Below are 21,092 nucleotides of genomic sequence, written 5' to 3' on the forward strand. Positions count from 1 at the left end.
ACCGCGTATGCACGCGGACGACACGCGGCACCGCCTCACCCCGGCCGGTCACCGGCCCCCTTAACGTAACCTCCGTGACCCCGGACTCCGCCACCAGCCTCCTGCGCGACATGCTGCGCGTGTACGACCACCGGTTCCTGGACCTCGACGGCGCGGCACGGCGCGGCATGGTGGCCGGGACGCGGCAGATGCTCGCCGACGGCGGCCTCGCCGACGCCGCCGACCGCACCGCCCTGCCCGCCGCGTACCGGCTGCGCGCCTTCTGCATCCGCCATGACCTGCAGGACGAACTGGAGCGCCTGGTCCGCGAGGAGGTCGACGGCGTCGAGGTCGGCACGGTCGTGGTGGGCGGCCGGGTGTACGCGGTCTACCCGTACCTGCGCGGCGTGCCCCGCCAGGACGCCGACGTCACCGCCGAGATCGGCCTGGACCACCGGCTGGACGCGGTCGGCTGGCAGGGCGGCGCACGGCTGCGGGTGCGCGGGCACGCCGCCGTGCAGCGCGTCCAGGCGCGCGAGACCAAGGTCGTGCTGATCCTGCGTGAACGGCGGTCGGGGGTGGAGCACCACTTCCCCGCCGAGCCGGAGGACGACGGCTTCACCGCGTACGCCGACGTCACCGCCACGGGCCCGGGACGCTGGGACGCCTTCGTCGCCGCCGAGGCGCTCGGGATCCGCCGCGAGGAGCGCTTCGGCACCGTCCGCGGCCCCAAGCTCAAGACCGACCCGCAGCAGCGCCTGCTGGCCCCCTCCACCGAGGCCACCGCCTACTTCACCAAGGGCGGTCACCTGGCCGTCCTGGTCAGGGACGCCTCCCGCCGCCTCCCCCTGCGCGCCCGCCTCCGCCGCCGTCTCAGCCGCCCCTGACACGGCGTCCCGAAAGCCGTGTGCGCCCGGCCCGGCGTCGGCCGGACCGGGCGCACACCTGCCCGTCGTGCGTCCTGAGGACGGGGCTCAGTCGTTGAGCCAGCTCATCATGGGACGGAGCTTGGCACCGGTCTTCTCGATCGGGTGCTCGGCCAGCTCCTGGCGGAACTTGCCGAACTGGGCCTGGCCGCCCTCGAACTCCTCCACCAGCTCCTTGGCGAACTTGCCGGACTGGATCTCACCGAGGATCTTCTTCATCTCGGCCTTGGTGTCGGCCGTGATGACCCGCGGGCCGCGGGTGTAGCCGCCGTACTCGGCGGTGTCCGAGATCGACCAGTTCATCTTGGCCAGGCCGCCCTCGTACATGAGGTCGACGATGAGCTTCATCTCGTGCAGGCACTCGAAGTAGGCCACCTCCGGCTGGTAGCCGGCCTCGATGAGCACCTCGAAGCCGGTCTTGATCAGCTCGGAGACGCCGCCGCACAGCACCACCTGCTCGCCGAACAGGTCGGTCTCGGTCTCCTCGGTGAAGGTGGTCTTGATGCCGCCCGCGCGCAGCCCGCCGATGGCCTTGGCGTAGGACAGGGCCAGCGGCCAGGCGCCGCCGGAGGCGTCCTTCTCCACCGCCACGATCACCGGGACGCCGCGGCCCGCGGTGAACTGGCGGCGCACCAGGTGGCCGGGGCCCTTGGGCGCGACCATGCACACGTCCACGCCCTCCGGCGGCTCGATCAGGCCGTACCGGATGTTGAGGCCGTGGCCGAAGAACAGCGCGTCGCCCTCGACCAGGGCGGGCTTGATGTCCTGCTCGTAGATCCCGCGCTGCAGGTGGTCCGGCGCCAGGATCATGATCAGGTCGGCCTCCTCGGCGGCCTCGGCCGGGGTGAGCACCCGCAGCCCCTCCGCCTCGGCCTTCTCCCGGCTGGCCGAGCCCTCGCGCAGGCCGACGCGCACGTCCACGCCGGAGTCGCGCAGCGACAGCGCGTGCGCGTGGCCCTGGCTGCCGTATCCGATGACGGCCACGTGCCGCCCCTGGATGACGCTCAGGTCGGCGTCGTCGTCGTAGAACATCTCAGCCACTGTTGCTGTTGCCTTTCTTCACGTGGTGTTGCTCGTGCTTTCAGGGGCGGCGCCGCGTCACGCGCTGCGTTCGAGGGCGCGCAGCGACCGGTCGGTGATGGACCGGGCGCCGCGGCCGATGGCCACCATGCCCGACTGCACCAGTTCCTTGATGCCGAAGGGCTCCAGGACGCGGATGAAGGCGTCCAGCTTGTCGCGGTTGCCGGTGGCCTCGATGGTGACCGCGTCCGGCGCCACGTCGACGACCTTGGCGCGGAACAACTGGACGGTCTCCAGCACCTGCGACCGGGTCTCGGCGTCGGCGCGGACCTTGACCAGCACCAGCTCGCGCTGCACCGAGGACGACGGGTCGAGCTCGACGATCTTCAGCACGTTGATCAGCTTGTTGAGCTGCTTGGTGACCTGCTCGAGCGGCAGCTCCTCGACGTTGACCACGATCGTCATGCGGGAGATCTCGGGGTGCTCGGTGGTGCCCACGGCGAGCGACTCGATGTTGAACCCGCGCCGGGAGAACAGGGCCGCCACCCGCGCGAGGATGCCCGGCGTGTTCTCCACCAGGACCGACAGCGTGTGCTGGCTCATCGGGGTCAGTCTCCGTTCTCCCAGTCGGGGGCCATGTCCCTGGCGATCTTGATGTCGTCGTTGCTGGTGCCCGCGGCGACCATCGGCCAGACCATGGCGTCCTGGTGGACGACGAAGTCGATGACGACCGGCGCGTCGTTGATCTCCATGGCCTTGGCGATCGTGGCGTCGACGTCCTCGGTACGGTCGCAGCGCAACCCGACACAACCGTACGCCTCGGCCAGCTTGACGAAGTCGGGGACCCGGCGGCTGTGCAGGTTGGTGTTGGAGTAGCGCTCGTTGTAGAAGAGCGTCTGCCACTGCCGGACCATGCCCAGGTTGCCGTTGTTGATGACGGCGACCTTGATCGGGATGCCCTCGATGGCGCAGGTGGCCAGCTCCTGGTTGGTCATCTGGAAGCAGCCGTCGCCGTCGATCGCCCACACCTGCGTGCCGGGCGCGCCGACCTTGGCGCCCATCGCGGCCGGGACGGCGTAGCCCATGGTGCCCGCGCCGCCGGAGTTGAGGAACGCGCCGGGCCGCTCGTACTTGATGAACTGCGCCGCCCACATCTGGTGCTGGCCGACGCCCGCGACGTAGTACGCCTCGGGACCGGCCAGCTTCCCGATCCGCTCGATGACGTACTGCGGCGACAGCGACCCGTCGGCGGGCTGGTCGTAGCCGAGCGGGTAGGTCTCGCGCCAGGCGCGCAGCTGGCGCCACCACTCCTCGTAGTCGCCGCGGCGGCCGGCGTCGTGCTCGGCCTGGACCGCCACGATCAGGTCGGCGAGCACCTCGCGGGCGTCGCCGACGATCGGGACGTCGGCGTGCCGGTTCTTGGAGATCTCGGCCGGGTCGATGTCGGCGTGCACGACCTTGGCGTCCGGCGCGAAGGTGGACAGCTGGCCGGTGACCCGGTCGTCGAACCGGGCGCCGAGGGCGACCAGCAGGTCGGCGCGCTGCAGCGCGCCGACGGCGCCGACGCTGCCGTGCATGCCGGGCATGCCCATGTGCAGGGGGTGGCTGTCGGGCAGCGCGCCCTTGGCCATCAGGGTGGTGACGACCGGCGCCCCGGTCAGCTCCGCCAGCACCTTCAGCTCGGCGGACGCCCCGGCCTTCAGCACGCCGCCGCCGACGTACAGCACCGGCCGCTTCGCCTGGACGATCAGCCGTGCCGCCTCGCGGACCTGCTTGGAGTGCGGCCGGGTGACCGGACGGTAGCCGGGCAGGTGCATGGTGACCGGCCAGCTGAACTCGACGGTGGACTGCAGTGCGTCCTTGGCGATGTCGACCAGCACCGGCCCGGGACGCCCGGTGGAGGCGATGTGGAACGCCTCGGCGATGGTGCGGACGATGTCCTCGGCCTTGGTGACCAGGAAGTTGTGCTTGGTGATCGGCATGGTGATGCCGGAGATGTCGGCCTCCTGGAAGCCGTCCGTGCCGATCAGCGGGGTCGCCACCTGCCCGGTGATCGCCACGATCGGCACCGAGTCCATGTAGGCGTCGGAGATCGCGGTGACCAGGTTGGTGGCGCCCGGCCCGCTGGTGGCCATGCAGACGCCGACCTTGCCGGTGACCATGGCGTACCCCTGGGCCGCGTGCCCGGCGCCCTGCTCGTGCCGCACCAGGATGTGACGGAGCCTGTTGGAGTCGTACAGCGGGTCGTACGCCGGGAGGATGGCGCCCCCCGGGATGCCGAACACGGTGTCGACGCCGACGTTCTCCAGGGCGCGGACCAGCGCCTGGGCTCCCGTCATCTGTTCGGTCGTCATGTTCCTGTTCCTTGGGGAGAGGTCGGTGTGGCCTGGACGTCGCGGCCGCGGGTCACGGCCGTTCGCGGGTCACGCGGCCAACAAAAAACCCCCGCCGCCGGGTGACGGTCGAGGGAAGCGCGCAGGACGAAGGGACTCGGTCAGCCTGCGCGCCGACCAAGTACTACGAGAATGCGGGAAGTGCTCTGCACGGGCCCCACTTTCGCCGACTTCACGCCGCTGGTCAAATCCCTGGACGGTTTATCTCAGAATGTGAGACGTCCGTGGGGAAAAACTGACCCTTTCCGCACCTCGTTCCCGCAGGTCAGCGCGGTCCGCGGCGGCGATCACCCCGCGGACAGCGCGGAGTCCTCCAGCGGCAGCGTCACCTCGCCCGGGACGCTCCTGGCCTTGAGGTTGGTGCGCACCAGCGACTCGACGCGTCCGGCGGCCATCGGACGGGCCACCAGGTAGCCCTGACCGCGCGGGCAGCCCATCTCGCGCAGCAGCTCCAGCTGCTCGGGCCGCTCGATGCCCTCGGCCACCACGGTCAGCCCGAGATCGCTGCCGAGGCGCACGATGGTGCGGGTGAGCAGGGTGAGGGTCTCGTCCGCCCCCAGCCCGGCCACGAACGACGGGTCGATCTTGATGACGTCCACGGGGAGCTGCCCCAGGTAGGCCAGCGACGCGTAGCCGGTGCCGAAGTCGTCGATGGCCAGCCGTACGCCCAGGTCGCGCAGCGCCGAAAGCCGCTCCACGCTCTGCCCGGCGTCCTCGACCAGCACCTCCTCCCGCACCTCGACCGTCAGGGCCTGCGGCGGGAGCCCGGTCTCCTCCAGCGCGGCCGCGACCGACTCCACGAAGCCGGGCGCGGCGATCTGCCGGGCGGTGAAGTTGACCGACACGCCGACCTCCCAGGAGTCGCGGCGCCAGCGCGCCACCTCCCGGCACGCCTCGCGCAGCACCCAGTCGCCCAGCGGGGTCATCAGGCCGGACTCCTCGGCCGGTCCGATGAACTCCTCCGGCGGTACCGCCTCGCTGCCCCGCCACCAGCGCACCAGCGCCTCCACGCCGGTGACGCGGGACGTCGCCAGGTCCACCACCGGCTGGAACTCCACGGCGAACTGCTCCTCGGCGAGCGCCCGCTGCAGGTCGCTGCCGAGCTCCAGGCGGCGTACGACGTCGGTGTGCATGTGCGGGGCGAACACCTCGACCCGGCCGCCGCCCAGCTCCTTGGCACGGGCCATCGCCAGGTCGCCGTTGCGGATCAGGTCGGCCGCGCTGCGCCGCAGCCGCCGTTCGGCGTCGGCGCCCCCGGCCGTCGCCGCCGCGCGCGACCGGTCGCGTCCGGCGGACGGCTGCTCCTGGTCGCCGGCGAAGGCGATCCCGATGCTGGCGGTCAGCACGATGCCCTTGCCGCCGACCCGGTACGGCTCCTTCGACAGCGCGCGCAGCAGCCGTTCGGCGAGGTCGACGGCGGCCTGGGTGTCGGCGCCGGGCCCCGTGCGGGCACCCGCGCCGGACGCGTCCGGCGGGAGCTGGACGAGCACGGCGAACTCGTCGCCGCCCCAGCGCGCCACGGTGTCGTCCGCCTGGACGGCCGCGCGCAGCCGCCGCGCCGCCTGCGCCAGCACCTGGTCGCCGGCCGCGTGCCCGGCCGAGTCGTTGACGGCGGTGAAACCGTCGAGGTCGGCGAACAGCACCGCGACCCGGCCGCCGTCCGGCTGGTGCGACAGCAGCTCGCGGGTGCGCTCCTCGAAGTAGGCGCGGTTGGGCAGCCCGGTGAGCCCGTCGTGGAAGGTCAGATGGGTGACCTGGCGTTGCAGCGCGGCCTGCTCGCTCAGGTCGCGGGTGGTCACCAGCAGCCGTCCCGGGGCCTCCCCGGTGCCGCTGTAGCGGGAGATCGTCGACTCGGTGGGCAGCCAGGTGCCGTCGGCGGCGCGGATCCGGCACGACAGCCGAAGGGTGTCGGTGTCCTCGTCGCGGACCACGCCGAGGTCGTCGTCGGACGGCGGGGGCGGGTCGTCGACCTCGGGATCGTCCACGTCCGGCCCGGACCGCCCGGCCCCCTCCGCCGGCCCGCCGGAGGGCCCGTCGGCGGGCTCGTCGAGGAACCCGCTGAACACCGCCCGTACCCGGGGCAGGTCCTCGGGGTGGATGATCTCGTGCAGGCGGCGGCCCAGCAGCTCCTCGGGGGTGTACCGGTACGTGCGCAGGGCGCCCGCGCTGGCGTACTGCACCACCGCGTCCAGGTCGCAGATCAGCACCGCGTCGTTGATGCTCTCCGACAGCGCGCGGAAGTGCTCCTCGCCGGTCCGCACCGCGCCGCGCAGCGACTCGTTCTCGCGCAGCAGCTCGGCCAGCCGCGCCAGCAGCACCATCGTGGCCGACCCCGCCACCAGCGACACGACCGGTTCCAGGCCGTGCGTGGCGGTCAGCGAGTGCCCCGCGACGAACAGGGTCGCCGCAGCCGCCACCGCCGCCGGGGTGATGCCGGGGCCGATCATCCGCCCGGCCCGTCCGTCGTCGGCCGCCTCGGCGTCGGCGGACGCCCCCTGCGGGGCGTCGATGGTCACGCCCTGCGGCACGTCGTCGACGTCGTCGCGGGGGACGGCGGCGGCCTCGGCCGGGGCCGTCCAGGGGACGAGGACGAGCAGCAGCAGCGCGCCCAGCCGCAGGATGTCGGACGGGTCGTCGGCGGGGGCGCCCCCGCGCAGCCGTACCGCCAGCGTCACCACGTCGGCGACGGCGAGCGCGGTCAGCGCCGCATAGCCCAGCCAGGCCGGGCGCCTGCGTCCGGGCCCGGCGCCCAGCACGAACGGCAGCGCCCCGCACACGAGCACCAGGTCGACCACCGGGTACAGCAGTTCCAGCAGGAACTCCCACGGCGACTCGCCGGAGCCGTGGTAGAGGTCACTGAACAGGGCCACCCAGCCCAGGACGAACAGCGCGCACACGCATACGTAGGTGTCGGCGGCGTACCGCAGCCAGGCCCGTACGTCCCGCGTCATCCGTATCGGCGCGACCAGCCCGACGACCAGTGCGATGACGGCGGCCAGGTAGAACAGGTCGGCCGCCGACAGCGACAGGGCGCTGCGGGTCGGTACGGTCGAGAAGGCCGCGCTGCCCGCCGCGCCGAGGAACCAGCAGGTGGCCGCGATGCCGTACCAGCGCCAGGAGGCCCGCCACACCGAGCCGCCCTCCCCGCCGTCGGGCCCCTGCGGGTCGGGCACGGCCGGAACCACCGCCCCGCCCGCACCGCGCGGCCGGCGCGCGGCCAGCAGCAGCGACCCCGCCGCGGCGGCGGCCGCGGCGGCCTCGCCCCAGGCGATGAACGTGCGGCCGCCCCAGCCGAGGATCGAGCCGAGGGCGTAGAGCACGCCTGCGACCGCGACCATGGTGACCGGCACCGCGCGCGGCGGCAACGGCCGCGGCAGCCGCCTGGCGTTCTCGCCGCTCATCGCGCCGTGTCCCTTTCTGCCCCGTCGGGGCGGACGGCCCCGACCGGGCGCTGCGCCGCGCCCGGTGGTTTGTCGGTACCGGATCCTGACCGGACGATCGGGTAACGCCCGGCAGGAGGTGGATCGTGCCCCGCGCAGGGTTCGCGCTCGGGCTGCTGCGGACGCCGCGGGAGCGCCGGCAGTGGATCAGCGACGTTGCTGCAGTGCGGGATCACCGTGATGCTCAATGTACGTTCCGTAGGTCACGGAGCGATTGAGGCTGAGCGTCCACCCGGCGACGAACGACCCTGTCGCGGAATGCCGCTGGTCGCCCCGCCCGCCCGGCCGTACAGCCGTCCCTTGACGCTGTGTCACCACCGCGGTGCCGCGCCCCGTCGGAAATGATCGTACAGTCCGCGATCCCGGGGGTCGCGGAAAACGCGCGTAACGCCGAACACGCCGAAACGGGTTACCGGAACGCCGGGATCGGCGCCGCCTCCGGGGGGAACGGAAACGCCGGAACGGGAACGCCGGGCCATCCGTATTACGGGGAGACGAAGGGGCGTGCCATGGGACTCCGAAGAGCGCACCGGCTCGTCGCGGCCGCCGCCGCGGCCCTCCTGCTGACCTCCGCCTGCTCGTCCGGCTCGGGGGGCGGCGGCGGGCAGGGGGCGGCCGGTACACCGCCGCCGCTGCCCGGTTCCCCGGGCGGCGCGTCCGGGCGGCAGGCCGCGGCCGAGCTGGGCCGGCCCCGGGAACTCGCCGGGAACCTGCGGGTGCCGTGGGCGATCGCGTTCCTGCCCGACCGCGACGCATTGGTGACCGAACGTGACACCGCCCGGCTGCTGCGCGTGACGCCGCAGGGGCGGGTCACCGAGATCGGGCGGGTCCCCGGCGTCGAACCGGGCGGCGAGGGCGGCCTGCTGGGCGTGGCGGTGTCCCCGTCGTTCGCCCGCGACCGGCTCGTCTACCTGTACTTCACCGCCGCCTCCGACAACCGGGTGGTGCGGTTCCGGCTGGACGGCGCGATCCGGGACGTCCGGCCGATCGTCACGGGCATCCCCAAGGGCGCCAACCACAACGGCGGCCGCCTCGCCTTCGGCCCCGACCGGATGCTCTACATCTCCACCGGCGAGGTGTACCGAGGGGAACTGGCCCAAGACCGCGACTCGCTCGGCGGCAAGATCCTTCGGGTCACCCCCGACGGACGGCCCGCCCCCGGCAACCCGTTCGGCACCCGGGTGTGGACCCTGGGTCACCGCAACGTGCAGGGCATGGCGTGGGACGACCACGGCCGCATGTACGCCACCGAGTTCGGCCAGGACCGCTTCGACGAGATCAACCGCATCGAGAAGGGCCGCAACTACGGCTGGCCCCAGGTGGAGGGCTTCGGCGGCCGCGACGGGTTCACCGACCCGCTGCTGACCTGGTCGACCTCGGAGGCGTCGCCGTCCGGCCTGGCCTACGCCGACGGGTCGCTGTGGGCGGCGGCCCTGCGCGGGCGGCGCCTGTGGCAGGTGCCGCTGGACGCCGCCGGGAAGGTCGGCCGGCCCGTCGCCCACCTGGACGACCGGTACGGCCGCCTGCGCGCCGTCGTTCGCGCCCCCGACGGCACGCTGTGGGTCACCACCAGCAACCAGGACGGCCGCGGCAGCCCCCGTCCGGGCGACGACAAGATCCTCGTCATCCCGGTCACCTGAACCGTCGTTGGGGGCCTGCCGACTCCACTGCGCTCAGGGCCGCGAGCGCCGGACGAGCACGAAGATATGGGCGCCTCCGCCGCGCTGGCGCGCCGGACGGCCGGGGAACGGCCGCCCGGCGCGGGGCACGGGGTCAGGAGGCGCCGAGCTTCTCCAGGATGAGCTGGCGGGCGCGGCCCGCGTCGGCCTTGCCGCCGGTGGCGCGCATGACGGCGCCGACCAGGGCGCCCGCGGCCGCGACCTTGCCGCCGCGGATCTTGTCGGCCACGTCCGGGTTGTCGGCGATGGCCTGCTCGACGATGGCGGCCAGCTCCCCGTCGTCGCTGACGATCTTCAGGTTGCGGGCGGCGACGACCGCGTCCGGGTCGCCCTCGCCGGCCAGCACGCCCTCGAACACCTGGCGGGCCAGCTTGTCGTTCAGCTCACCGGCGTCCACCATCGCCTGCACGCGGGCGACCTGCTCGGGCGTGATCGGCAGGTCGGCCAGCTCCACGCCCTGCTCGGTGGCGCGGCGCGACAGCTCGTTCATCCACCACTTGCGGGCGGCGGCGGGCGGGGCGCCCGCGGTGACGGTGTCCTCGATCAGGCCGAGGGCGCCGGCGTTGACGACGTCCCGCAGCTCCAGGTCGGACAGGCCCCACTCGCGCTGCACGCGGCGGCGGCGCGCGGCGGGCAGCTCGGGCAGGCCCTGGCGCAGCTCCTCCACCCACTCGCGGGACGGCGCCATCGGCACCAGGTCCGGCTCGGGGAAGTAGCGGTAGTCCTGCGCCTCCTCCTTGCTGCGGCCCGCGGTGGTGGTGCCGGTGTCCTCGTGGAAGTGCCGGGTCTCCTGGACGATCTTGCCGCCCGAGGCCAGCACGGCGGCCTGCCGCTCGATCTCGTGCCGGACGGCGCGCTCGACCGACCGCAGCGAGTTGACGTTCTTGGTCTCGGTGCGGGTGCCCCACTCCGACGCGCCGCGCGGCATCAGCGACACGTTCACGTCGCAGCGCATCGAGCCCTGCTCCATGCGCACGTCCGACACGCCGAGGGCGCGCACCAGCTCGCGCAGCTCGGTGGCGTACGCGCGGGCCACCAGCGGCGCCTTGTCGCCGGTCGCGGTGATCGGCTTGGTGACGATCTCGACCAGCGGGATGCCCGCCCGGTTGTAGTCGACCAGCGAGTGGTCGGCCCCGTGGATACGGCCGGTGGCGCCGCCGACGTGCAGCGACTTGCCGGTGTCCTCCTCCATGTGGACGCGCTCGATGCCGATGCGGTACGTCTCGCCGTCCACCTCCACGTCCAGGTGGCCGTCGACGCACAGCGGCTCGTCGTACTGCGAGATCTGATAGTTCTTCGGCATGTCCGGATAGAAGTAGTTCTTCCGGGCGAACCGGCACCACTCCACGATCTCGCAGTTGAGCGCCAGCCCGATCTTGATGATGCCCTCGATCGCGGCCCGGTTGGTGACCGGCAGCGAGCCGGGCAGGCCGAGGCAGACCGGGCAGACCTGGGTGTTGGGCGGGGCGCCGAACGCGGTCGGGCAGCCGCAGAACATCTTGGACGCCGTGCCCAGCTCGATGTGGGTCTCCACACCCAGCACCGGCTCGTAGCGGGCCAGCGCCTCGTCGTAGTCCATCAACGTCGCCTGCGACAAACTGGTCACTCGCCTGCCTCCGCCAGCTCGGGGGCCTTGGCCAGCAGCGGGCCGCCCCACCGGTCCTCCAGGGCCTTCTCCACGGCCGCGCCGACCCGGTACACCCGGTCGTCGCCCAGCACCGGCGCCATGATCTGCAGGCCCACCGGCAGCCCGTCCTCGTCGGCGAGACCGCAGGGCACGGAGATGGCCGCGTTGCCCGCCAGGTTCGCCGGGATCGTGCACAGGTCGGCCAGGTACATCGCCATGGGGTCGTCGGCGCGCTCGCCGATCGGGAAGGCCGTCGTCGGCGTGGTCGGCGACACCAGCACGTCCACCTGCTCGAAGGCCGTGTCGAAGTCGCGCGCGATCAGCGTGCGGACCTGCTGGGCCTTGCCGTAGTAGGCGTCGTAGTAGCCCGACGACAGCGCGTAGGTGCCCAGCATGATGCGCCGCTTGACCTCGGGGCCGAAGCCCTGCGCCCGGGTCAGCGCCATGACGTCCTCGGCGCTGCGGGCGCCGTCGTCACCGACGCGCAGCCCGTACCGCATGGCGTCGAACCGGGCCAGGTTGGACGAGCACTCCGACGGCGCGATCAGGTAGTAGGCGGGCAGCGCGTACCCGAAGTTCGGGCAGGACACCTCGACCACCTTGGCGCCCAGCGACTCCAGCAGCTCGACGGCCTCGCGGAAGCGGGCCAGCACGCCCGGCTGGTAGCCCTCGCCGCCCAGTTCCCTGACCACGCCGACGCGCAGCCCCGCCACGTCGGCGCGGCGGGCCGCCTCGACCACCGGCGGCACCGGCTTGTCGATCGAGGTGGAGTCCATCGGGTCGTGGCCGCTGAACGCCTCGTGCAGCAGCGCCGCGTCGAGCACGTTGCGGGCGAACGGGCCCGGCGTGTCCAGCGACGACGCGAACGCGATCAGCCCGTAGCGGGAGGAGCCGCCGTAGGTGGGCTTGGCGCCGACGATCCCGGTGACCGCCGCCGGCTGGCGGATCGAGCCGCCGGTGTCGGTGCCGGTCGCCAGCGGCGCCTCGTAGGCCGCCACCGCGGCCGACGACCCGCCGGACGAGCCGCCCGGGATCCGCGTCAGGTCCCACGGGTTGTGCGCCGGGCCGTACGCGCTGTTCTCGGTGGACGAGCCCATCGCGAACTCGTCCATGTTGGACTTGCCGAGGATCACCAGCCCCGCCGCGCGCAGCCGCGCGGTGACCGTCGCGTCGTACGGCGGCCGCCACCCCTCCAGGATCTTCGACCCGGCGGTGGTCGGCATGTCGACGGTGGTGAACACGTCCTTGTGCGCGATCGGCACCCCGGCCAGCGGGCCGAGCGTCTCGCCCGCGGCGCGCCGCTCGTCGACCGTGCGCGCCTGCGCCAGCACGGCCTCCTCGTCGACGTGCAGGAACGCGTGCACCCGCCCGTCGACGGCGGCGACCCGGTCCAGGTGCGCCCGCGCCACCTCGACGGCGGACGCCTCGCCCGAGGCCACCAGCCCCGCCAGCTCCGCCGCCGTCTTCCTGGTCAGATCACTCACCGCTCACGCCTCCTCGTCCAGGATCCGCGGGACGCGGAAGCGCTGCTCCTCGGCCGCCGGGGCACCCGCCAGCGCCTGCTCGGGCGGCAGCGAGGGCCGGACCTCGTCGGCCCGGTACACGTTGGTCAGCGGCAGCGCGTGCGAGGTCGGCGGGATGTCCTCCGCCGCGACCTCCTGCACCCGCGCGACCGCGGAAATGATCTGGTCGAGCTGGGCGGCGAGGTGGTCGAGCTCGTCCTCGCCGAGCGCCAGCCGGGACAGCCGGGCGAGGTGCGCCACCTCGTCACGGGTGATGGCGGTCATCTGGAAAAACCGTTCCTGAGATCGGATTGGGTTCCCTGCCATCCTATGGGGCCCGCAGGCCACGGCCGACGGGTTTGCGGTCCGGGCGGGGCGGGCGGCGGCGCGTCCCCGTTTCAGGGCCGTCCAGGGGGAACGGACATCTGGAACACCCCCCGACGACGAGAGGAGAGCGCGGTGACCATCGGAGGCAGCCTCGCTCTGATCATCATCGGTGCCATCCTGGCCTACGCGGTCGAGTACGAGTTCAGCGGGGTCGACATCCGCGTGGTCGGGGTCATCCTCATGCTGGGCGGCCTGATCGGCCTGATCATCGGGATCGTGCGGATCGTCACCGCCCGGCGCGCCGCCGCGCCCCGCCCGCCCATCCGGGAGGAGCGCTACTACGAAGAGGACGTCCCCCCGACCTACGAGGCGCCCCCCACCCGCCGCCGCCCCTACTGACACGCCACACGCGCACACGGCCGCCCGGCGTCGCCCCGGGTGAGCACATCGGGCCCCGGCCTTGGCGTCTTCGGGGCGGGCGCCGGGTGCGGGCCCTCGGTCGAGTGGCAGGGGCAGGCGGCGGGGTCAGGCGGCGGGTTCGGGAGCGCGTTGCATGCGGCGGCGGAGCCAGTCGGTGGCGGTGGCGGCGTCCATGGGACGGCCGAAGTGCCAGCCCTGGGCGGCGTCGCAGCCCATCTCGCGCAGCATGCTCGCGGTCTGCGGATCCTCGACGCCCTCGGCGACCGAGCGCAGGCCGAGCGTGCGGACCAGGTCGACGGTGGAGCGGACGATCACCGCGTCGTCGGCCGAGCGGGCCAGCCGCCGCACGAACGAGGCGTCGATCTTGATCTCTTCCACCGGCAGCCGTTTCAACCGGACCAGGGACGAGTAGCCGGTGCCGAAGTCGTCCAGGCTGAGCGGGATGCCGAGCTCGGCCAGCGCGCCGACGGTGTCGGAGGCGTAGGCGGGCTCGTTCATCAGGATCCGCTCGGTGATCTCCAGCTGCAGGGCGGCGGTGGGCAGGCCGCGGGCGAGCAGGCCGTTCTCGATCGTCTCGGTGAGGCCGGTGTCGAACAGGTCGCGGCCGGAGGCGTTCACCGCGACCTGGACGGTCAGGTCGTCGCGCCACCAGGCGGCGGCCTGCGCCAGGGCGGCGTCCACCACGTAGTGGGTGATGGAGCGCATCAGGTACGTCTGCTCGGCGATCGGCAGGAAGTGCTCGGGCTCCAGCACGCCCTTGTCGGGGTGGCGCCAGCGCACCAGCGCCTCCATGCCGACCAGCTGCCCGTCGTGCAGGGACACCTTGGGCTGGTAGAACAGCTCCAGCTCGCCGCGGTCGATGGCGCGGCGCAGGTCGCCGAGCATGCTCAGGCGGGCCGGGGAGTTGCGGTCCTTGTCGGGCGAGTAGACCTCGACGCCCGAACGGCTCTCCTTGGCGTGGTACATCGCCACGTCGGCGCGTTGCAGCAGCAGCTCGAAGTCGGGGGCGTGGTCGGGGAACAGCGCGATGCCGACGCTGCCCTCCAGGTCGAACGACATGCCGTCCAGCCGGACCGGCTCGCTGAGCGCGGCGCGCAGCCGCGCGGCGACCTCGCGGGCCGCGGCGGTGTCGCGGATGGTGGGCAGCAGCACGGCGAACTCGTCGCCGCCGAGCCGGGCCACCAGGTCGCCGGGCCGCACGCTGTGGGTGAGGCGGTGCGCCACCAGCTGCAGCAGCCGGTCGCCGGTCGGGTGGCCGAGGGTGTCGTTGACCTCCTTGAACCGGTCCAGGTCCAGCAGGAAGAGGCCGACGCGGGGCGCCTGGCCGGCGCCCCTGCTCCGGGACGCGGCGCGGGAGGCGATGGCGCGGGCCTCGGCCAGGGAGTCCTCGGTGCGGACGGTCAGCATCTTGCGGTTGGGCAGGCCGGTCAGCCCGTCGTGCAGGGCCTGGTGCTCGCGGCGCACCGAGGCCGAGGCGTTGAGGTAGACGGCGATGAACGGCAGCAGGATGAGCGGGACGAACACGGCGGACCGGTCCATCGCCACCACGACCAGCGGCGCCAGTGCCAGCAGCGCCAGGTGCACCAGGACCTGGTAGCCCAGGTCCCAGCGCAGCGCCTTGACCAGGGAGACCCGCTCGTGCAGCGCGACCGCGGCGCCCACGAGGCCGTCGTTGCAGGCGAAGTAGACCGCCCCGGCCGCGGCGATCGCGGGCAGGTCGCCTCCCTCGGGCACCCACAGGGCCGTCGGGCCGGGGTGGATGCCGAACAGCGTCAGCGTCCCGTAGGCGGCGGCCAGGCTGAGGGTGTACTGGGCGACGTTGAACGCGATGCGGTGCGGGGTGCGGCCGCGCAGCACGCCGCAGGCGATCACGGCGACCGACTGCAGCACCGCGGCGATGGGCAGCCCCGCGTACAGCAGGGCCGCGAACGAGAAGGTCGTGGAGGTGGTGGCGCCGTTGTTCTCGGTGGAACCGGGCGTGATGATCGGCCGGAGCTCGCCGAAGACGATGAAGGCGGCCAGGATCCAGAACACCGGGTTGCCCGCCAGCGCGTCGACCTGCGCGCCGGACATGCCCGCCAGGGCGGCCGCGAACACGGCGGCGCCCACGACGATGACGACCGCGAAGTAGATCCACAGCGGGGAGCCCCGGCGCGGCACGGTGTTCCGCGTGTTGTTCGGGTCCTTCATCACATCCTCGAAGGGTCGGCAACCGCCCCCCGGTCGGCCGCGGGTCCGTGTTCACCGCCGGCGCGGGCGCCGGCGGTGTGGGGCCCGTCCCCCGTTCTGTGACGAACGGAGGCTCGGGAGGGTCGTGATGACTGGGAGGGTACGGCCTTTGCTCAACTTCGCGAAACCGGTTGCGTACGTTCCGTTATTCCCATTCCGCTCCAGTCCACTACCCGTACGTAGCGACATCGTACCCCTGGGTAACCCGCTACTGGTTAACCTTGCAACGAGTACGGGCCGTCATTCGTCCCCGCGGAGGGTTACGCTTTTGGCCGCTTCCGGCCCTTCGGACAGCAGAACCTGGAACCCCGCCTCGTCCAGGACGGGCACCCCGAGCTTGATCGCCTTGTCGTACTTGGACCCCGGACTGTCGCCGACCACCACGAATCCGGTCTTCTTGGACACCGACCCGGTGACCTTGCCGCCGAGCTTCTGCACCGCCTCGGTGGCCGAGTCGCGGCTGTGGCCCTCCAGCGAACCGGTGATCACCACGGTGACGCCCTCCAGCGGGCGCGGCGCCGCGGCGCCCTCCTCCTCCATGCGGACCCCGGCCGCGGCCCACTTGCGGACGATCTCCTGGTGCCAGTCGACGTCGAACCACTGCCTGATGGACCGGGCGATCGTCGGGCCGACCCCGTCGACGGCCGCCAGCTCCTCCTCGGTGGCGGTGCGGATCGCCTCCATCGACCGCAGCTCGCGCGCCAGGTCCTGGGCGGCGGTGGGGCCGACGTGCCGGATGGACAGCGCCACCAGCACCCGCCACAGCGGCTGCCGCTTGGCCTTCTCCAGCTCCTCGAACAGCACCTCGACGGTCTTCTTCGGCTGACCCTCCTTGTTGGCGAAGAACGTGACGACCTTCTCCTCGCCGGTCTTGGGATCGGTCTTGGGCAGGCCGGTGTCGGGGTCGAGCACCAGCGTCTTGATCGGCAGAAGCTGCTCGACCGTCAGGTCGAACAGGTCGCCCTCGTCCTTCAGCGGCGGGTCGGCGGGCTCCAGCGGGCGGGTCAGCGCGGTCGCCGCCACGTACCCGAGCGCCTCGATGTCCAGCGCCTTGCGGCTGGCCAGGAAGAACAGCCGCTCACGCAGCTGCGCCGGACACGAGCGCGCGTTCGGGCAGCGGATGTCGACGTCGCTCTCCTTCTCGCGGGCCAGCGGCGTGCCGCACTCGGGGCAGCGGTCGGGCATGACGAACTCGCGCTCGGTGCCGTCGCGCAGGTCGGCGACCGGCGCCACGATCTCGGGGATGACGTCGCCCGCCTTGCGCAGCACCACGGTGTCGCCGATCAGCACGCCCTTGCGCTTGACCTCGTCGGCGTTGTGCAGCGTGGCGCGCTCGACCGTGGACCCGGCGACGAACACCGGCTTCATCACGCCGTACGGGGTGACCCGCCCGGTGCGGCCCACGCCGACCTTGATGTCCAGCAGCTTGGTGTTGACCTCTTCGGGCGGGTACTTGAACGCGATCGCCCAGCGCGGCGCCCGCGAGGTGGACCCCAGCCGCCGCTGCAGCGGGAACTGGTCGACCTTGACGACCACGCCGTCGATCTCGTACTCGGGGTCGTGCCGGTGCTCGCCGTAGTACTCGATGTACTCCCGCACACCGGCCGGGTCGGGCACCACCTTGTAGCGGTCGCTGATCGGCAGGCCCCACTCGCGCATCATCTCGTACGCCTCGGCCTGGCTGTCGGGCTGCTTGCCGCCCTCCCAGCGGCCGAACCCGTGCACGAGCATGCTCAGCGGCCGCCGGGCGGTGACGCGCGGGTCCTTCTGCCGCAGCGATCCGGCGGCGGCGTTGCGCGGGTTGGCGAACGGCTCCTTGCCCTCCTCCACCTGCGCGGCGTTGACCTGCTCGAACCCCTCGCGGGGCAGGAAGACCTCGCCGCGCACCTCCAGCACCTCGGGCCAGCCGGCGCCCTTGAGCCGGGTGGGGATCGCGTCGATGGTGCGGATGTTGGGGGTGATGTCCTCGCCGGTGCGGCCGTCGCCGCGGGTGGCGCCGCGCACCAGCCGCCCGTTCTCGTAGATCAGCGCGACCGCCAGCCCGTCGATCTTCAGCTCGCACAGGTAGGCGGCGACCTCGCCGACCTCGCGCAGCACCCGCTCGTCCCAGGCCGCCAGCTCCTCGGCGTTCATCGCGTTGTCGAGGCTCTGCATGCGCTCCAGGTGCTCGACGGTCGCGAAGTCGGTGATGATGGGCGCCCCGACCCGCTGCGTCGGCGAGTCGGGGGTCACCAGCTCCGGATGCGCCGCCTCCAGCTCGCGCAGCTCGCGCATCAACGCGTCGTAGTCGGCGTCGCTCAGCGTGGGCCGGTCGAGCACGTAGTAGCGGTAGTTGGCCTCGTCGATCTCCCGGCTCAGCTCCGCATGCCGCTGCGCCGCCTCCGTGGGAACGCCGTCGCTCAAGGTCATGGGCCTATTCTTGCTCGCCCCGCCGACATTCTGACCCCCCTCGCGGCGTCCGAGTCGTCCCGGTAACACCCGCGCTGACGTGCCAGGACGTGCTCAACCCCTCGGTCACGGGGGCGTGCTCTACTCGGCCGCCTCGTGGAGCATGCGAGCGGTGTCGCGGCAGCGTTTCAAGGCGGTCCGCACGTAACGGGGGGACGCCCCCGCCAGGCCGCACGCCGGGGTGACGACGACCTGCTCGGCCAGCCGGGCGGGCGGGAACCCCAGGCGCTGCCACAGCTTCCGCACGGGCGCGGCGGTGTCCTTGAGGGCGGGCAGGGCCGCGTCGGTGCCCGGCACCACGCCGAGCCACAGCCCCACCCCGGCGTCGATCGTCTCCCCCACGGCGTCGTCATGGCGTTCGGGCACCAGCGCCAGGTCCACGGAGATCGCCTTGGCGCCCGCCCCGCGCAGCAGCCCGTACGGGACGTCGCGCGCGCAGCAGTGCACCACGGGGAAGGCGGCGTCGTCCGCGCAGACGGTCTCGATCACCTGGCGCAGGCCCTGTTCGGCCACGGGGGCCTCCACGGGCGGCAGCCGGGAGAAGCCGCTGGCGGTCGGCACCCGCCCCGCCAGGACCGCGGGCAGCGCGGGCTCGTCGAGCTGCAGCAGGATCCGCGCGGCCGGCAGCCGCCGCCGGACCTCGGCCACATGCCCGGCGACGCCCTCGGCCAGCGAGGCGGTCAGGTCGCGGACGGCGCCCGGGTCGCGCAGCGTGCGGTCGCCGTGCCGCAGCTCGATCGTCGCGGCCAGCGTCCACGGCCCGCACACCTGGATCTTGAACGGGCCGTCGTGCCCGCCCGCCAGCTCCTCCAGCACGTCCAGGTCGCGCGCCAGATGGTCGTGGGCCCGGCGCAGGTCGCGGCCGGGCCTGTCGGCGAACCGCCAGCCGGAGGGCTGCAGGTGCACCGGCAGGTCCACCAGCAGCCCGGCGCTGCGGCCGGTCAGGTCGGCGCCCGGCCCGCGGTCCGGCAGCTCGGGCAGGTGCGGCAGCTCGGGCAGCTCGCCGAGCACGATCCGCAGCGCCTCGGCCGGGTCGTCACCGGGGTACGACCCGACCCCGGTCGCGCTCCCCACCCCCCAGGGAAAGCTCATCGTCACGCCCGAAACCCTAGCCAACCCGCGGCCCGAACGACGCTCAGAGAACCTCGGCCAGGGCGTCCAGGCGGTGCAGGGTGGCGTCCTGCGGCTCGGTCGGCAGGTTGAACAGGATCTCGTCGACGTCCGCGGCCCGCAGCTCGTCGATCACCTGCGGCTTGGGCGGCACGGCGAACACCGTGACCGGGACGCGGCGCCCGGCCCGCTCGCGCAGCTCGGCGATCTGCCCGGCCAGCTCGTCGGTGCCGCGTCCGTAGATCGGCATCCAGCCGTCACCGAAGTCGATCACCCGGTCGAACGTCGTGGGGCCGGAGCCGCCCACCATCACGGGCGGGTGCGGGTCCTGCACGGGCTTGGGGTAGCTGTAGACGGGGTCGAAGTCGACGAACTCGCCGTGGAACTCGGCCTGCTCGGCGGTCCACAGCTCCTTGATCGCCAGCACGCGTTCGCGCATCAGGCGCATGCGGGTGCGCGGGTCGGTGCCGTGGTTGCGCATCTCCTCTCGGTTCCAGCCGGCGCCGACGCCGAGGACGGCCCGTCCGCCGGAGACCAGGTCGAGCGAGGCCAGCTCCTTGGCCAGGATGATCGGGTCGCGCTGGATCACCAGGGCGATGCCCGTGCCGACGCGCAGCCGCTCGGTCACCGCCGCCGCGGCGGTCAGCGTCACGAACGGGTCCAGGGTGCGGTAGTAGTGGCGCGGCAGCTCGTCGCCGCCCGGCCACGGGCTCTCCCGCTTGACGGGGATGTGGGTGTGCTCGGCCACGTACAGGGAGCCGAACCCCCGGTCCTCCAGGGCCCGCCCCAGGGCCGCCGGGCCGATCCCGTCGTCGGTCACGAACGTCGACACGCCGAACTGCACGAGTCGTCCTTTCGACTGGGCGCGCCGCTTCAGACGGCGGCGCGCGCGGTGGTGGCGATGGTGGAGGAGCCTAGGACGCGGTCGCCGTCGTACAGGACGGCGGCCTGCCCGGCGGCCACGCCGCGCGCGGGGTGGGTGAGCGTGATGCGGACCGTGTCGTCCACCGTTTCGGCCACGCAGTCGTGCACCTCGCCGTGCGCGCGCAGCTGCACCTGGCACGGCAGCGGCCCCGTCGGGGGCTCCGACAGCCAGATGGGACGCTCCCCCACGATCTCGTCGACGTCCAAGGCCTCGCGGGGGCCGACCGTGACGGTGTTGGTCACCGGCGAGATGTCGAGCACGTAGCGGGGACGGCCGTCGGGGGCCGGGGTGCCGATGCGCAGCCCCTTGCGCTGCCCGACGGTGTAGGCGTACGCGCCCTCGTGCTCGCCCACCGTGTTGCCGTCCTGGTCGACGATGGGGCCGGGGGCGCTGCCGAGCCGCTCGGCCAGGAAGCCGCGGGTGTCGCCGTCGGCGATGAAGCAGATGTCGTGGCTGTCGGGCTTGTCGGCCACCTGCAGGCCGCGACGCTGCGCCTCGGCGCGGATGTCGGCCTTGGTGGTGTCGCCCAGGGGGAACATGGCGTGCGCGAGCTGCTCGGGCGTGCACACGGCCAGCACGTAGGACTGGTCCTTGCCCGCGTCCACCCCCCGGCGCAGCACGCCGCCGTCCAGGCGGGCGTAGTGGCCGGTGCAGACCGCGTCGAAGCCGAGCGCCAGCGCGCGGTCCAGCAGCGCCGCGAACTTGATCTTCTCGTTGCAGCGCAGGCACGGGTTGGGCGTGCGGCCCGCCGCGTACTCGCTGACGAAGTCCTCGACCACGTCGCGGTGGAACCGCTCGGCCAGGTCCCACACGTAGAACGGGATGCCGATGACGTCGGCGGCGCGGCGGGCGTCACGGGAGTCCTCCAGCGTGCAGCAGCCGCGGGCGCCCGTGCGGTACGACTGCGGGTTGCTGGACAGGGCCATGTGGACCCCGGTGACGTCGTGCCCGGCCTCGGCGGCGCGCGCGGCGGCCACGGCTGAGTCGACGCCACCCGACATGGCGGCGAGTACGCGCAAAGTCATAACACCTCCAGCCTATGCAGCGGCGGCGGGACGCCGGGCATT

General features: G+C 73.0%; 14 protein-coding genes and 1 pseudogene. 3 read left to right on the forward strand and 12 right to left on the reverse strand.

The features are described 5' to 3' along the window. Nucleotides 1-74: 74 nt before the first annotated feature. Nucleotides 75-866 carry a hypothetical protein gene (locus tag ABD811_RS12215; RefSeq protein WP_344945460.1) on the forward strand — a complete coding sequence of 264 codons (792 nt, stop codon included), beginning with the start codon at nucleotides 75-77 and terminating at the stop codon, nucleotides 864-866. Nucleotides 867-953: 87 nt separating this feature from the next. Here the strand turns inward: ABD811_RS12215 and ilvC are convergent, their stop codons facing one another. From ilvC to ABD811_RS12235, 4 genes and pseudogenes are all read right to left on the reverse strand, one after another. Beyond that, a complete protein-coding gene (ilvC, locus tag ABD811_RS12220; protein ID WP_344945462.1) occupies nucleotides 954-1,937 on the reverse strand; it encodes a ketol-acid reductoisomerase in 984 nt (327 codons plus the stop codon). A gap of 66 nt (nucleotides 1,938-2,003) precedes the next feature. Continuing rightward, nucleotides 2,004-2,528, reverse strand: a complete 525-nt coding sequence (gene ilvN, locus ABD811_RS12225) for an acetolactate synthase small subunit (protein WP_344945463.1) — start codon at nucleotides 2,526-2,528, stop codon at nucleotides 2,004-2,006. Between the two features lie 5 nt (nucleotides 2,529-2,533). Next, nucleotides 2,534-4,285: pseudogene (locus ABD811_RS12230) on the reverse strand (acetolactate synthase large subunit); the annotation flags it as partial. A gap of 320 nt (nucleotides 4,286-4,605) precedes the next feature. After that, nucleotides 4,606-7,719, reverse strand: coding sequence for a putative bifunctional diguanylate cyclase/phosphodiesterase (locus ABD811_RS12235; RefSeq protein ID WP_344945465.1), 3,114 nt, complete (start codon nucleotides 7,717-7,719; stop codon nucleotides 4,606-4,608). 548 nt (nucleotides 7,720-8,267) lie between these two features. Here ABD811_RS12235 and ABD811_RS12240 point away from each other — a divergent pair. Then, nucleotides 8,268-9,398 carry a PQQ-dependent sugar dehydrogenase gene (locus ABD811_RS12240; RefSeq protein WP_344945468.1) on the forward strand — a complete coding sequence of 377 codons (1,131 nt, stop codon included), beginning with the start codon at nucleotides 8,268-8,270 and terminating at the stop codon, nucleotides 9,396-9,398. A 133-nt stretch (nucleotides 9,399-9,531) separates the two neighbouring features. On the opposite strand, the gene gatB is transcribed toward ABD811_RS12240, so the two are convergent. The 3 genes from gatB to gatC are packed head-to-tail and all read right to left on the reverse strand — an operon-like array spanning nucleotide 9,532 to nucleotide 12,851. Next, complete coding sequence (gene gatB, locus ABD811_RS12245; protein ID WP_344945518.1) at nucleotides 9,532-11,016, reverse strand: Asp-tRNA(Asn)/Glu-tRNA(Gln) amidotransferase subunit GatB; 1,485 nt, start codon at nucleotides 11,014-11,016, stop codon at nucleotides 9,532-9,534. Between the two features lie 23 nt (nucleotides 11,017-11,039). Continuing rightward, nucleotides 11,040-12,548, reverse strand: a complete 1,509-nt coding sequence (gene gatA / locus ABD811_RS12250) for an Asp-tRNA(Asn)/Glu-tRNA(Gln) amidotransferase subunit GatA (protein ID WP_344945470.1) — start codon at nucleotides 12,546-12,548, stop codon at nucleotides 11,040-11,042. A 3-nt stretch (nucleotides 12,549-12,551) separates the two neighbouring features. Then, nucleotides 12,552-12,851, reverse strand: a complete 300-nt coding sequence (gene gatC / locus ABD811_RS12255; RefSeq protein ID WP_344945473.1) for an Asp-tRNA(Asn)/Glu-tRNA(Gln) amidotransferase subunit GatC — start codon at nucleotides 12,849-12,851, stop codon at nucleotides 12,552-12,554. Between the two features lie 174 nt (nucleotides 12,852-13,025). Between gatC and ABD811_RS12260 the strand changes: the two genes are divergently transcribed. Further along, entirely contained in the window at nucleotides 13,026-13,292 is a 267-nt protein-coding gene (locus ABD811_RS12260; RefSeq protein WP_344945476.1) for a DUF6458 family protein, read from the forward strand. Nucleotides 13,293-13,418: 126 nt separating this feature from the next. Here ABD811_RS12260 and ABD811_RS12265 read toward each other — a convergent pair whose 3' ends face one another. The 5 genes from ABD811_RS12265 to mnmA form a co-directional block, all read right to left on the reverse strand. Continuing rightward, the gene (locus ABD811_RS12265; RefSeq protein ID WP_344945479.1) at nucleotides 13,419-15,503 is read right to left on the reverse strand and encodes a putative bifunctional diguanylate cyclase/phosphodiesterase; all 2,085 of its coding nucleotides are present in this window, start codon (nucleotides 15,501-15,503) and stop codon (nucleotides 13,419-13,421) included. A 279-nt stretch (nucleotides 15,504-15,782) separates the two neighbouring features. After that, on the reverse strand, nucleotides 15,783-17,951 hold the full coding sequence (gene ligA / locus ABD811_RS12270; RefSeq protein ID WP_344945482.1) for an NAD-dependent DNA ligase LigA: 2,169 nt from the start codon (nucleotides 17,949-17,951) through the stop codon (nucleotides 15,783-15,785). A 120-nt stretch (nucleotides 17,952-18,071) separates the two neighbouring features. Further along, on the reverse strand, nucleotides 18,072-19,082 hold the full coding sequence (locus ABD811_RS12275; RefSeq protein ID WP_344945521.1) for a methionine synthase: 1,011 nt from the start codon (nucleotides 19,080-19,082) through the stop codon (nucleotides 18,072-18,074). A 43-nt stretch (nucleotides 19,083-19,125) separates the two neighbouring features. Then, nucleotides 19,126-19,944, reverse strand: a complete 819-nt coding sequence (locus ABD811_RS12280) for an LLM class F420-dependent oxidoreductase (protein WP_344945485.1) — start codon at nucleotides 19,942-19,944, stop codon at nucleotides 19,126-19,128. 29 nt (nucleotides 19,945-19,973) lie between these two features. Next, the gene (gene mnmA, locus ABD811_RS12285; RefSeq protein WP_344945488.1) at nucleotides 19,974-21,050 is read right to left on the reverse strand and encodes a tRNA 2-thiouridine(34) synthase MnmA; all 1,077 of its coding nucleotides are present in this window, start codon (nucleotides 21,048-21,050) and stop codon (nucleotides 19,974-19,976) included. Nucleotides 21,051-21,092 lie beyond the last annotated feature (42 nt).

It is taken from the genome of Actinomadura miaoliensis (assembly GCF_039536785.1).
Taxonomy (GTDB): domain Bacteria; phylum Actinomycetota; class Actinomycetes; order Streptosporangiales; family Streptosporangiaceae; genus Spirillospora; species Spirillospora miaoliensis.

What these genes read in the sequence shown, in the direction of transcription:
- ilvC (WP_344945462.1), bottom strand. Translation starts at nt 1,937, where the DNA reads ATGTTCTACGACGACGACGCCGACCTGAGCGTCATCCAGGGGCGGCAC.
- ilvN (WP_344945463.1), bottom strand. Translation starts at nt 2,528, where the DNA reads ATGAGCCAGCACACGCTGTCGGTCCTGGTGGAGAACACGCCGGGCATC.
- ABD811_RS12235 (WP_344945465.1), bottom strand. Translation starts at nt 7,719, where the DNA reads ATGAGCGGCGAGAACGCCAGGCGGCTGCCGCGGCCGTTGCCGCCGCGC.
- ABD811_RS12240 (WP_344945468.1), top strand. Translation starts at nt 8,268, where the DNA reads ATGGGACTCCGAAGAGCGCACCGGCTCGTCGCGGCCGCCGCCGCGGCC.
- gatB (WP_344945518.1), bottom strand. Translation starts at nt 11,016, where the DNA reads ATGGACTACGACGAGGCGCTGGCCCGCTACGAGCCGGTGCTGGGTGTG.
- gatC (WP_344945473.1), bottom strand. Translation starts at nt 12,851, where the DNA reads ATGACCGCCATCACCCGTGACGAGGTGGCGCACCTCGCCCGGCTGTCC.
- ABD811_RS12265 (WP_344945479.1), bottom strand. Translation starts at nt 15,503, where the DNA reads ATGAAGGACCCGAACAACACGCGGAACACCGTGCCGCGCCGGGGCTCC.
- ligA (WP_344945482.1), bottom strand. Translation starts at nt 17,951, where the DNA reads ATGACCTTGAGCGACGGCGTTCCCACGGAGGCGGCGCAGCGGCATGCG.
- ABD811_RS12275 (WP_344945521.1), bottom strand. Translation starts at nt 19,082, where the DNA reads ATGAGCTTTCCCTGGGGGGTGGGGAGCGCGACCGGGGTCGGGTCGTAC.
- mnmA (WP_344945488.1), bottom strand. Translation starts at nt 21,050, where the DNA reads ATGACTTTGCGCGTACTCGCCGCCATGTCGGGTGGCGTCGACTCAGCC.